The sequence below is a fragment of the Streptomyces sp. NPDC096105 genome, assembly GCF_044763335.1.
GTDB lineage: Bacteria > Actinomycetota > Actinomycetes > Streptomycetales > Streptomycetaceae > Streptomyces.
The window spans coordinates 68640-81349 of the sequence record NZ_JBIWGC010000015.1 but is presented as its reverse complement, the minus strand read 5'-3'; the positions used below and the strand labels follow the sequence as shown (position 1 = coordinate 81349).

The 12710-nt window shown below is 72.2% G+C and carries 9 protein-coding genes and 1 pseudogene; 6 read left to right on the top strand and 4 right to left on the bottom strand.

The features are described 5' to 3' along the window. Positions 1–90: 90 nt before the first annotated feature. Together ACIQ8B_RS22875 and ACIQ8B_RS22870 are read right to left on the bottom strand one after the other, a co-directional pair. Positions 91–1032, bottom strand: coding sequence for a carbohydrate ABC transporter permease (locus ACIQ8B_RS22875; protein WP_106410997.1), 942 nt, complete (start codon positions 1030–1032; stop codon positions 91–93). Positions 1033–1036: 4 nt separating this feature from the next. Beyond that, a complete protein-coding gene (locus tag ACIQ8B_RS22870; protein WP_403549147.1) occupies positions 1037–1963 on the bottom strand; it encodes a carbohydrate ABC transporter permease in 927 nt (308 codons plus the stop codon). 363 nt (positions 1964–2326) lie between these two features. On the opposite strand from ACIQ8B_RS22870, the gene ACIQ8B_RS22865 reads away from it, so the two are divergent. Next, positions 2327–3319, top strand: coding sequence for a LacI family DNA-binding transcriptional regulator (locus ACIQ8B_RS22865; protein ID WP_403549246.1), 993 nt, complete (start codon positions 2327–2329; stop codon positions 3317–3319). 36 nt (positions 3320–3355) lie between these two features. On the opposite strand, the pseudogene ACIQ8B_RS22860 reads toward ACIQ8B_RS22865, so the two are convergent. Next, a pseudogene (locus ACIQ8B_RS22860) lies at positions 3356–3686 on the bottom strand (hypothetical protein); the annotation flags it as partial. Positions 3687–4038: 352 nt separating this feature from the next. Here ACIQ8B_RS22860 and ACIQ8B_RS22855 point away from each other — a divergent pair. The 4 genes from ACIQ8B_RS22855 to ppk2 all read left to right on the top strand — a co-directional run bounded on the left by ACIQ8B_RS22855 (position 4039) and on the right by ppk2 (position 8703). Continuing rightward, the gene (locus ACIQ8B_RS22855; RefSeq protein WP_403549145.1) at positions 4039–5640 is read left to right on the top strand and encodes a DEAD/DEAH box helicase; all 1602 of its coding nucleotides are present in this window, start codon (positions 4039–4041) and stop codon (positions 5638–5640) included. A gap of 432 nt (positions 5641–6072) precedes the next feature. Continuing rightward, the gene (locus ACIQ8B_RS22850; RefSeq protein ID WP_403549244.1) at positions 6073–6822 is read left to right on the top strand and encodes a sulfite exporter TauE/SafE family protein; all 750 of its coding nucleotides are present in this window, start codon (positions 6073–6075) and stop codon (positions 6820–6822) included. 421 nt (positions 6823–7243) lie between these two features. Further along, a complete protein-coding gene (locus ACIQ8B_RS22845) occupies positions 7244–7426 on the top strand; it encodes a hypothetical protein (protein ID WP_403549143.1) in 183 nt (60 codons plus the stop codon). A 218-nt stretch (positions 7427–7644) separates the two neighbouring features. Next, positions 7645–8703, top strand: coding sequence for a polyphosphate kinase 2 (gene ppk2 / locus ACIQ8B_RS22840; RefSeq protein ID WP_403549141.1), 1059 nt, complete (start codon positions 7645–7647; stop codon positions 8701–8703). A 167-nt stretch (positions 8704–8870) separates the two neighbouring features. Here the strand turns inward: ppk2 and yicI are convergent, their stop codons facing one another. After that, positions 8871–11147 (bottom strand): alpha-xylosidase, encoded by a 2277-nt coding sequence (yicI, locus tag ACIQ8B_RS22835; RefSeq protein WP_403549139.1) that lies wholly within the window; start codon positions 11145–11147, stop codon positions 8871–8873. A 293-nt stretch (positions 11148–11440) separates the two neighbouring features. On the opposite strand from yicI, the gene ACIQ8B_RS22830 reads away from it, so the two are divergent. Then, on the top strand, positions 11441–12700 hold the full coding sequence (locus ACIQ8B_RS22830; RefSeq protein WP_403549137.1) for an ABC transporter substrate-binding protein: 1260 nt from the start codon (positions 11441–11443) through the stop codon (positions 12698–12700). The last annotated feature ends 10 nt before the right edge of the window (positions 12701–12710 follow it).

Genomic DNA, 12710 nt, shown 5'->3' with positions numbered 1-12710 from the left:
GGATCCACTTCTTCGTGGGTGGGACGGGGAGGGGTGGAGGACGGGGGAACGTGGGGTGAGCAGGGGATCAGGGACTGGCGGGCCGCCGGGTCACTCCTTGACGCTTCCGGCGGCGAGACCCGACTGCCAGTACTTCTGCAGCAGCAGGAACGCGGCGACGAGCGGCACGATCGTGAGGAGGGAGCCGGTGATCACCAGGTTGAAGATCACCTCGCCGCCGACGGTCTCCGCCTGGGAGTTCCAGGCGCTCAGGCCCAGGGTCAGGGGGTACCAGTCCGGGTCCTTGAGCATGATCAGCGGCAGGAAGTAGTTGTTCCAGGTGGCGACCGTGGTGAACAGCAGCACGGTCACGATGCCGGGGGCCAGCAGCGGGAGCGCGACCTGGAAGAAGGTGCGCGCCTCGCCCGCGCCGTCCATCCGGGCGGCCTCGAGAAGCTCGGCGGGGATCGCCTCGGTGGCGAAGACCCACATCAGGTAGAGGCCGAACGGCGACACCAGCGACGGCAGGATGACCGCCCACGGGGTGTCGGTCAGCCCCATCTTGCTGAACATCAGGAAGGTGGGGACGGCCAGCGCGGTGCCGGGCACGGCCACCGCGCCGATCACCGTGGCGAAGACGCCGCGCTTGCCGGGGAAGTCGAACTTCGCCAGCGCGTACCCGCCGAGCACCGCCAGCAGGGTCGCGCCGCCGGCGCCCAGCACCACGTACAGCAGGGTGTTCAGCAGCCAGCGGGTGAAGATGCCGTCGCCGTAGGTGAACGTGTCGCGGATGTTCTCCCACAGGGCGAAGTCGTCCGCGAACCACAGGCCGCCCGAGTCCGCCAGACCCGCCTGCGTCTTGGTGGCGTTGACGACGAGCCAGATCAGCGGGACGACGGTGTAGAGGACGACCAGCGAGGTCAGCGCGGTCAGCAGCTTGCTGCGCCGGGGCCGGCCCGGCCGGTGCGCCTTGGCGCGGCGCAGACGCGGGGCGCTCCTCGCGCCGCCGGGGGCCGCGGCGGCGGGTGCGGGGGTGGTGACAGGAGTGGTCATCGGGTCACGCTCCCTTGCGCATGCCGCGAAGCTGCACGACGTAGGCGACCACCATGGTGATCAGGCCCATGATGATGGCCACGGTCGCGGAGTAGTTGTGCTGCTGGCCGCTGAAGGACAGCGAGTACGTGTAGAAGTTCGGCGTGTAGTCCGTCGTGATGGCGTTGCGGGCCAGCGGACGCAGGATGCTCGGCTCGTTGAAGAGCTGGAAGCTGCCGATGACGGAGAAGATCGTCGCGATCACCAGCGCGCCGCGGATGGCGGGCAGCTTGATCGCGGTGATCACCCGCCACTGGCTCGCACCGTCGATCTCCGCCGCCTCGTACAGGGAGTGCGGGACGACCCGCAGCGCCGAGTAGAAGATCAGCATGTTGTAGCCGACGAACTCCCACGTCACGATGTTGCCGATGGAGGCCAGCATCAGGTCGGCGGAGAGCGGGTCGGGCAGCGACCAGCCGAAGGCGGAGTTGACGTCCCCGACCAGGCCGTACTTGGTGCCGTACATGAAGCCCCACATCAGGGTGGCGACCACGGCGGGCACCGCGTACGGCAGGAAGATCGTGATGCGGAAGAAGCTCGTGCCGTAGAGCCGTCCGCTGTCCAGCGCGAGCGCCACCAGCAGGGCGATGCCCAGCATGAGGGGCACCTGAATCACGAGGAACAGCGTCACCCGGCCCAGCGACGCCCAGAACAGCTCGTCCTCGAGCGCCTGCCGGTAGTTCTCCAGACCGACGAACGTGGTGCCGCCGATGAGCTGGTCGCGGAACAGGCTGAGATAGACCGAGTAGACGATCGGTGCGAGGAAGACCAGGGCGAACACGGCCGCGAACGGGCCGATGAACCCCCAGCCCTTCCATGAGCGCCGGTCCGGTCTCACCGGAGGCGGGGCCGGCCGCGGCTCTGCGGCCGCCGGCGGTTGCAGCGTCGTCATGTCGTTCCTCGCTGTTCGGCGTTCCGGTCACCAGCGGCTCGGCACCCGGCACGGAGCCGGGCGGCAGGTCGCCCGGTCGGATGTTTGCGTAAACATCACTCGGCGCGGAAGCGTCTCGGAGCTGTTATGTTTACGTAAACATCCGGTGGCGGCATGTCTACACTGCCCCGATGACGACGGTCAAGGGTCCCCAGAAGGACCGTGACACGAGAGACAGGAAGGCGGGGGCAGCGCGTGGAGACGGTCGATGAAGCGGCGGTGGACCCGAGCGGCCCGGCCGCCGCGACGGGAGCCGGCCAGGGGACGGACGTCCCCGCCGCCCCCGCTCCCCGGCGCCGCACCCGGGCCCGCGCCACCGCCTCCATGGCGGACGTGGCACGGCTCGCGGGAGTGTCGGCCCAGACCGTCTCCCGCGTCTCCAACGGCTACCCGGGGGTGACCGAGGGGACCCGCCGCCAGGTGCTCGCCGCGATGAAGGAGCTCGGCTACCGGCCCAACAGCGCCGCCCGCGCCCTCAAGCGGGGCGAGTTCCGCACCATCGGCGTCATCACCTTCACCCTCTCCACCACCGGCAACGTCCGCACCCTGGAGGCCATCGCCACCTCCGCCGCGCGCGAGGGGTACGCGGTGACGCTGCTGCCGGTGGCCGTGCCCACCCAGGACGAGGTGCGCGGCGCGTTCTCCCGCCTCGAGGAGCTCGCCGTCGACGCCGTGATCGTCATCATGGAGGTGCACCTCCTGGACGCGGCGACGGTCCAACTCCCGCCGCACGTCCAGGTGGTGGTGGTCGACTCCGACGCCGGCGACCGCTACACGGTCGTCGACACCGACCAGCACGGCGGCACCCGCGCCGCCGTCCGGCACCTGCTCGGCCTCGGCCACCGCACCGTGTGGCATCTGGCCGGTCCCGAGGACTCGTTCGCCGCCCAGCGCCGCACGGACGCCTGGCGCGCCGCGCTCGCCGAGGCGGGGCGGGAACCGCCGCCGCTCGTCCGCGGCGACTGGTCGGCCGAGTCCGGCTACCGGGCCGGCCTCGGACTCGCCGCCCGCGAGGACTGCACGGCCGTCTTCGCCGCCAACGACCAGATGGCGCTGGGGCTGTTGAGAGCCCTGCACGAACACGGCAGACGGGTACCGGACGACGTCAGCGTGGTCGGCTTCGACGACATCCCCGAGGCGTCCTCCTTCCTGCCCCCGCTGACCACCCTGCACCAGGACTTCGCCGAGGTGGGACGGCTCTGCGTGCAGGCGGTGCTGCGCAAGATGCGGCAGGAGGGCCCGGAGCGGGGTACCACACTGGTCCCGGCACGGCTCGTGCTGCGTGAGAGTACGGCGCCGCCGCCGGAGGGGCGCTGAGGGACACGTCGCCGACGCGCGGCGCCGACCCGTTTGCACTCCGTCGGAGCGTTCCTCGAACAGCGCCTCACCGGAGCCGACGAAGAGAAGCCCGGGGAGGCCGAGGACGGGGGCGATCCAGCGGTTGGCCTCGTCCCTCCATGTGGTCGCCCGGCACAGGCCGTACCCCAGCCGGAGCGGGTGAGGCCCGTGCCCGGGAGCGAGCCGGACCCGCCCGGGGCGTCGTCGGGACGACGGACTCACGTCGTCGTGGTGGGCGGTGTTCCGGGGACCCTGAGGCTGGTGCAGCCGGCGGGGCGCCTCCCGGGCCGGGCCGCGTAGGGGCTGAGGGGCCCGTCCGCGTCGAGAACAGCAGCGGTCGGCCCACGGAACGGATCTTCCTCGTCGCGGGCGGCGGTCCCGGGTCCTGGGAGAGGGCCGGGCGACGGCCGTCACACTGCTCCGGCACACACCGTGCTACTGTCGATCTCTGTTGTGGTCGTGCGGTCATCGACCCGCGGGACCGGAGGGACCGGCACCGCGCCGGCGCCTACTGCGCAGCAGGATCTCACACGGATCACACGGAGAGGTGCACGCTCCGGTCGCTGCCTCCCCTGGGTCGCGTCCTCACCGGGCGGAACCGCCCCGCGACCCCATTCACCCAGGCTCGTTCTTGCAATTCCCCGCGTTCCCCAGCGGCGGACATTCCTTGAGACGCGCCACATCAAGGAAGGTTCTCCGTGACACAGGCACGCGCGAACGACCGAACCGCCCGCACCCGCTCCGCCGGCAAGGGCTCCACGAAGGGCGGCCGCCGTTTCGGCGCCGCGGGCGGCCGCGGCGGTGCGCCGCGACAGTCCAAGGGCGGCTCGGGCCGCAGGACCGTGACGACGGGGGAGTTCGCCCTCCCCGAGACGATCACCCCCGCCCTCCCCGCGGTGGACGCCTTCGAGGACCTCGGTCTCCCCGGCGAGATGCTGGCCACCCTCGGCCGCGAAGGCGTCACCGCGCCGTTCCCCATCCAGGCGGCCACGCTGCCGAACTCCCTGGCCGGCCGTGACGTCCTCGGCCGCGGCCGCACCGGCTCCGGCAAGACCCTCGCCTTCGGCCTGCCGCTGCTCGCCCGCACGGCCGGCCGCCGCGCCGAGCCCCGCAAGCCGCTCGCCCTCGTCCTCGTCCCCACCCGGGAACTCGCCGGACAGGTCACCGATGCGCTGACCCCGTACGCCCGCTCCGTGCGGCTGCGGGTCGCCACCGTGGTCGGCGGGCTGTCGATCGGCAAGCAGGCGTCCGCGCTGCGGGCCGGCGCCGAGGTCGTCGTCGCGACGCCGGGACGGCTGAAGGACCTCGTGGACCGGGGCGACTGCATACTCGACGAGGTCGCCGTCACCGTGCTCGACGAGGCGGACCAGATGACCGACATGGGCTTCATGCCCCAGGTCACCAGGCTGCTCGACCTGGTGCGCCCCGACGGACAGCGGCTGCTGTTCTCCGCCACGCTCGACCGCAACGTCGACCAGCTCGTCCGCCGCTACCTCAGCGACCCGGTAGTCCACTCCGTCGACCCGTCCGCGGGCGCGGTGACCACCATGGAGCACCACGTGCTCCACATCGACGACGCGGACAAGCGCCGCACGACGACCGAGATCGCGGCCCGGGACGGCCGGGTCATCATGTTCCTCGACACCAAGCACGCGGTGGACCGGCTGACCAAGCACCTGCTGAGCAACGGCGTGCGGGCCGCGGGTCTGCACGGCGGCAAGTCGCAGCCGCAGCGGACGCGGACGCTCACCCAGTTCAAGGACGGTCACGTGACCGTGCTGGTGGCGACGAACGTCGCCGCGCGCGGCATCCACGTCGACGACCTCGGCCTGGTCGTCAACGTCGACCCGCCCGGCGACCCCAAGGACTACCTCCACCGCGGCGGCCGCACGGCCCGCGCCGGCGAGTCCGGCAGCGTGATCACCCTGGTCACGCGGGACCAGCGGCGCGACGTCAGCCGGCTGATGTCCCAGGCGGGCATCACCCCGCGCATCACGGAGGTACGGCCGGGCGACGAGGAACTGACCCGCATCACCGGCGCGCGGACGCCCTCCGGCGTCCCGGTCGTCATCACGGTCCCGGTCGTGGAACGCCCCCGCCGCACCGCCACGTCCCCGTCCCGCAACCGCCGCCGCCGCGGCGCACCGGGCCGGCAGGGCCAGGCCCAGCCGAAGGGCGGTACGACCCAGAACGGCGCCCCGGCCGCCCAGGACCGCACCGGCGCCGGCCGGGACCGCCGAGCCGGCGAAGCACCGCGCCGCAAGCCGCGCACGAAGCCGGCGATGGACCGCGCCGCCTAGTCACAGGTCTCCGGACCGGACCGCGCGACGTGGTCCGGTCCGGCGGTGGCCGGCAGTGTGCCGGCCACCGCCGTTCGCCTGTCTCCACCACGCCGTACCACGCCGAGGGCATCGGCACCCAGTGGTCCCTCGCCCGCCGGAGGCGTCGCCGGTGATCGGCGATCCGGTCGTCCGGGAGGACGACCGGCAGCCGCACGGTGACCACGGGGACCCCGCGGCAGCGACGGAGAGCATCCGCAGGCGCCGCTCGCAGCGGCGGGCGCCCGTACCGACATGCCGGGAAAGCGACATGGCGACCCGCCGCACCGGTCACCCTTCGGTGTGCGCCGAAGTGACCGCCCGCTAGCGTGCCCCCATGAGCGTCGTCACCGCACCCGTCCTCCGCCACCACCCCACGCCGCCGGCCGGGGGTGCGGCGTGACGCCGCTCGAGATGGCCGGGGTGTTCGGCGCCGGTGTCGGGGCCGGGGCCTTGAACGCCGTGGTCGGGTCCGGCACGCTCGTGACGTTCCCCGTGCTGCTCGCCGCCGGGCTGTCGCCCCTCACCGCCACCGTGTCCAACGCCCTCGGGCTCGTGCCCGGCGCCGTCAGCGGGGCCGTCGGCTACCGTCGCGAGCTCGCCGGACAGGGCAGCCGTGTCCGCAAGCTCGGCGCCGGTGCCGCGCTCGGAGGGATCACCGGCGCCGTCCTGCTGCTCGCCCTGCCCGCCGAGGCGTTCGAGACCATCGTGCCCTGTCTCGTGGGGCTGGCCCTCGTTCTCGTCGCCCTCCAGCCGCTGATCAGCCGGAAAGTGCGGGAACGCAGGCCGTCGGACCGCCCCGTGCGGCGGGACGGCGGGCGGCCGCTGTTCGCCGGGCTGACGCTCGCCAGCGTCTACGGCGGCTACTTCGCCGCCGCGCAGGGCATCATCTACCTCTCCCTGATGGGCCTGCTCCTCGACGAGCCGCTCCAGCGGCTCAACGCGGTCAAGAACGTCCTCGCCGCCGTCGTCAACACGGTGGCCGCCGTCTTCTTCCTCTTCGTCGCCGACTTCGACTGGACGGCCGTCGCCCTCATCGCGGCCGGCTCCGCGCTGGGCGGACAGCTCGGGGCGGCGACAGGCCGCCGTTTCCGCCCCGCCGTGCTCCGCGCCCTCGTCATCGCCGTCGGGACCGTCGCCCTCGTCCAGCTCCTCCTGCGCTGAGCCGGGAGCGGGGGAGCGGCGCGCACAGCCGGGGCGCGCCCCGGCTCCACAAAGGCTTCGGCACGCCCCTTGTCATCCGTGTACGTCTGCGGTTCCCTCAGGAAGGGAACCTTCCTGACCGTCCATCGCGGACGGAGTCCCCACATGACACCGGCCCCGCACGACATCAGCCTGTCCGAAAACGAACCGAGCCCGAAGCCGACATCGCGAGCCGCCGCAAGGACCGTGTCACCGTCCTCCACGAGATCGCCGACGAGCCCAACGGCGTGAGCTGGTCCCGTGTCAAGGAGTACGCGGAGCGGATCATCCCGGTCGTCCGTGCCGCCGACCGGCTCCCCGTGTTCGTCACCGAGTTCGGCACGCGGAACCACGCCGGGGAGGACGCCGACGACTTCGCGATGTCCAGCGCTATCTCGGCCTCATGGCGGAGAAGAGGATCGGCCGGGTCAACCGGAACTTCTCCGACGACCACCGCACCGGAGCCGTGTTCACCCCGGGCACCTGCGCCGGCGACGGCCCCTGGGCGGGGACGGCCCCGCTCGAACCCGCCGGCGTGTGGATCCGCGACCGGATCAGGACGCCGGACGCTTGCCGCACGGAATGAGCCTCCGGGGTGTCCCCGGCCGGCGCCCGTCCCACGTCCCGCAGGCGCCGGCCCGCCCCGCACGGCAGGACCGGGTCCACGCACCCGCCGTCCACGCGCACCGCCACGCTTCGGCGTGCGTTCGGCGGGCACCCGTTTCCGCATCACCACGCGAGCCCGTCGGGCATACGCTGCACATGGGGGCCCGGTGGGACGGGACCGGAAAGGCGGAAGACGACGTGACGGCCGACCACCCGGACGAGCGACAGGGTCGTGACCACCCGGATACGCACGAGGGCCGTACGGCGGTGGACGCGGGGACGGACGCGTCCCGCACCACCGGCGAGAACCTGCTCCACGGACTGGAGGTGGACACCCGGCGGCCGGAGCGTCCCGTGCTCCTGGACGCCGACGGCACCCCCATCGAGACCTGGCGCGAGAACCACCCCTACGATCGGAAGATCCGCAGGTCGGAGTATGAACGCACGAAGCGTGTCCTGCAGATCGAGCTGCTGAAGATGCAGCGGTGGGTGAAGGACACCGGCCAGCGGATCGTCGTCGTCTGCGAGGGACGCGACGCGGCCGGCAAGGGCGGCACCATCCAGCGGTTCATGGAACGCCTCAACCCCCGCGGCGCCCGCGTCGTCGCCCTGGAGAAGCCGACCGAACGGGAGGCGGGGCAGTGGTACTTCCAGCGCTACGTGGCCCATCTCCCGGCTCGCGGCGAGATCGTCTTCTTCGACCGCTCCTGGTACAACCGGGCCGGCGTCGAACGGGTCATGGGCTTCTGCTCGGACGAGGAGTACCGGCTGTTCCTCGAGCAGACCCCGCTGTTCGAGCAGCTGCTCACCGACGACGGGATCATGCTGGTGAAGTTCTGGTTCTCGGTCTCCCGAGCCGAGCAGCGCACCCGCTTCGCCATCCGCCAGGTCGACCCGCTGCGGCGCTGGAAGCTGTCGCCGATGGACCTCGAATCGCTGGACCGCTGGGACGACTACACCAAGGCGAAGGTGGAGATGTTCCGCGCCACGGACACCCCGCACGCGCCGTGGACGGTCGTGAAGAACAACGACAAACGGCGGGGGCGGCTGGAGGCGATGCGCAGCCTCCTCGACCGCTGCGGCTACCCGGCCAAGGACCACGAGGCCCTCGGCAAACCGGACCCGCTGATCGTGGGCGCGGCCGACACCCTGCTGGAGCCCGGCGAGGAACCGGAGGTCCTGTCCCCGACCCCCCTGGCGGGCCCCGGCCACGGCCCGGGCGCCCACCCGGACGACGAGCAGCGGCCGGGCTCCTGACCCCGGCCGCGCCGTGCTCGCCCCCGGGCGGCCGGTCCCGGGGGCCTCGGCCCACCGGGCCGGCCGGGTCCCGGGGGTCCGAGGCCCGTCCCGGGCGTCCGGGCGGTTCCGCTCAACCGTGCGGGACCGCCCCCAGCCGCACCGAGGTCCTCACCGTGCCAACGCCCTCACTCCGACGCCACCGACACCGTCACCTCACCGGCCCCCGAAGCCTCCGCCCCGCCCGGCACCCGCACCGTGAACGGCCGGTCGGTGCCGGACGCCGTCACCCGCAGCACCTCCCCGTCCCGGCGCACCCGGAACGTCGCCGCCGGCAGGCCCGCCGTGTCCGGCACGGTCACCTCCGCCGCCCAGTCGGGCGCGGCCGGCGGGTGGACCAGCAGCACCGGCGCGTCCAGCCAGTCGCCGTCCGGGCGGGAGTCGTCCCCGGCCAGCGTCAGCACCGCGCCCTCACGGACGTACAGCGGCAGACTGTCGTAGCCGTGGCGCTCGGTGCGCCAGCACGGGCCCGTCACCCGTTCCCCGCTGAGCAGATGCGTCCAGGTGCCCTCCGGCAGGTACACCTCCACCTCGCCGTCCGCGCTGAACACGGGCGCGACCAGCAGGTCGGGGCCCAGCATGTACTGGCGGTCCAGCGGGCGGCACGCCGGGTCGGCCGGGAACTCCAGCAGCATCGGCCGCATCACCGGCACGCCCGTGCGGTGCGCCTCGGCCGCCGCGCCGTACAGGTACGGCATCAACCGGTGCTTGAGCAGTGTGAACCGGCGGGCGACGTCCACCGCCCCGTCGCCGAACTCCCACGGCACGCGGTACGACGTGGAGCCGTGCAGCCTGCTGTGCGAGGACAGCAGGCCGAAGGCCAGCCAGCGCGTGAAGACCTCCGGGTCGGGCGTGCCCTCGAACCCGCCGATGTCGTGGCTCCAGAAGCCGAACCCGCTCAGCGACAGCGACAGCCCGCCGCGCAGCGACTCCGCCATCGCCTCGAAGGACGACCAGCAGTCCCCGCCCCAGTGGACCGGGTACTGCTGGCCGCCGGCGGTCGCGGACCGGGCGAAGAGGACCGCCTCGCCCTCTCCGCGCTCCTTCTCCAGCAGTTCGAACACGGTGCGGTTGTACAGGTGCGTGTAGTAGTTGTGCATCCGCTCGGGGTCCGAGCCGTCGTGCCAGACGACGTCGGTCGGGATGCGCTCGCCGAAGTCGGTCTTGAAGCAGTCCACCCCCTGGTCGAGCAGCGCCTTCAGTTTGCTCTGGAACCAGGCGCGGGCGTCCGGGCTGGTGAAGTCGACCAGGCCCATGCCGGCCTGCCACAGGTCCCACTGCCACACGTCGCCGTTCGGCCGGCGCACCAGGTGCCCGAGCGCGGCGGCCTCCCCGAACAGCGGGGACTTCTGGGCGATGTACGGGTTGATCCACACGCTGACGCGCAGACCCTTGTCCTTGAGGCGGGCCAGCATGCCCTCCGGGTCGGGGAAGACCTCCGGGTCCCACTGGAAGTCGCACCACTGGTACTCACGCATCCAGAAGCAGTCGAAGTGGAACACCGACAGGGGGATGCCGCGTTCGGCCATGCCGTCGACGAACGAGGTCACCGTCGCCTCGTCGTACGAGGTGGTGAACGAGGTGCTCAGCCACAGGCCGAACGACCAGGCGGGCGGCAGCGCGGGGCGGCCGGTGAGGGCGGTGTAGCGGCCCAGGACGTCCTTCGGGGTCGGGCCGGCGATGACGTAGTACTCCAGCGTCTGGTCCTCGACGCTGAACTGCACCTGGCCGACGGACTCGGAGCCGACCTCGAAGGAGACCGCGCCGGGGTGGTTGACGAAGACGCCGTAGCCGCGTGAGGACAGGTAGAACGGGACGTTCTTGTAGGCCTGCTCGCTGCTGGTGCCGCCGTCGGCCTGCCACACGTCGACGGTCTGGCCGTTCTTGACGAACGGGGTGAAGCGCTCACCCAGGCCGTAGACGTGCTCGCCGACGCCGAGGGACAGCCGGCTCAGCATGTGGTGCGCCCCGTCGGCGGTGGTGGCGTACGCCGTGCTCTTGGCGCCGGCCCGGGTCAGCTCCCGTCCGTCCGCGTCGAGGAAGGTGAGCCCGAAGGCGCCGTCCGCGTCCAGCCGCAGGGTCAGCGGGCCGCTGGTCAGCTCCGTGACCGGCCCGTCCCGGCGCACCTCGCCCACGCCCTCCGCCTCGCCCGCCAGGGCGAAGTGGGGGCCGGGGTCGCGCCTGCCGGCGTGATGGGTGACCCGCACGCCGACGACGCCCTCGGCGGGGGAGAAGCAGTCGACCGTGACCAGCGGGGCGTTGAGGGTGTCGCCCCGGCGCGTCACCTTCCGCGTCGCAGCGTAGCTAGTGAAGCGCTTCGATTCCGCGTGAACATCTCGCACCTCGATGGCGTACGAGATCTGGACGCCGTCGCGGATGCGCCAGAAGCCGTCGGTGAATTTCATGGTCTTCCTCGGGATCGGGAGGGCGGAGGAGATGCGAGAGCCAGCTCTGACCAGGAACTATGACAGGAACCTCAGAGCCTGTCACGCCCTGGGACGAGAAGATCGTGCCCCTGGGGGGCTAGCGCGACCGGCTCGCGCTGACGTATTAGTAATCAGGCCAAACAAATTAAACCCCGGTGCTGCGTCAGATGAAACCCCCACTGCGGCGGTCGGTAATCGAAGCGCTTCACCTGTCATCCCACAGAGCCGCCGGCCCGGCGCAGCCGAGCCGGTCCCACCCAGGGGCACCCACCGTGACAGCACATCCAACGGTTGCCGCACGTCATCCGCGCGGACGCGCGCGCCGAACCGTCTCCTCGCTCGCCACCGCAGCGGTCCTCGTCGCCTCGGCGGCGCTGACCGGCTGCGCCGAGCAGCGTGACGACGACGTCTACACCGTCCTGAACTCCTCGACCGACGAGACCTACCACCGCTGGGACGCCGAGGCGATGGCCCGCTGCGGCAAGCAGCTCGGGGTCACCGTCGAGCAGCAGAGTGTCCCCGCGTCCCAGGTCATGACCAAGGCGTTGCGCATGGCCTCGTCGAAGTCGCTGCCGGACGTCGTGCAGTTCGACGCCTCCGAGATGCCCGTGTTCGCCGAGGCAGGCGGGCTGGTCGACCTGCGCACCCTCGGCCTGTCGACCGACCACGTCCCCGACGGGATCGTCGACTTCGGCTCCTACCGGGGCACCTACTACGGAGCCGCCCGCTCCGTGAACACCCTCGCCCTCTTCTACAACAAGGACGTCCTCGCCGAGGCGGGCGTCCGCACCCCCGCCACCTGGGACGAACTGCGGGAAGCGGCGCGCGAGCTCACCCGCGGCAAGCGCTACGGCCTGGCGCTCAGCGCGGGCGGCGCCGAGGACGGCGTCTTCCAGTTCACGCCGTTCATGTGGTCCAACGGCGGAGACGAACGCGAGCTCGACAGCCCGGAGGTCGTCGAGGCGCTCGACTTCTGGAAGGCGCTGCTGAAGGACGGCTCGCTCTCCCGGTCCACGGTCAACTGGACCCAGGCCGACGTCAACGACCAGTTCATGGCCGGGAACGCCGCCATGATGATCAACGGCCCCTGGCAGGTCGAGACCCTCAACAGCGACCCGTCCCTGAACTGGGGCATCGCCGAGATCCCGGTGCCCGAGGCGGGCGCCGACTCGGTGGCCCCGCTCGGCGGCGCCGTGCTCACCGTGCCCCGCACCGGGGACGACGAGCGCCAGCGCACGGCCGGCCGGATCGTCGCCTGCCTGACGAGCGAGAGGGAACAGCTCACCTACGCCCTGAACAGCTGGATGGTCCCGGCCGACGAACGGGCCGCCGCCCGCTGGCGGGCGCGGGTGCCCGAACTGGACGCGCTGGCCGACCAGGTCGCCGCCGCCCGCTCCCGCACCGCCCAGCTCGGCGCCGGCTGGCCGGCCGTCTCCCTCGCCCTGCAGAGCGCCTTCCAGTCCGCCCTGACCGGCCAGTCCAGCGAGGCCGCCCTGAAGCGCGCCCAGCAGCGGGCCACGAGCGGGAACTGAGGTACGCCCC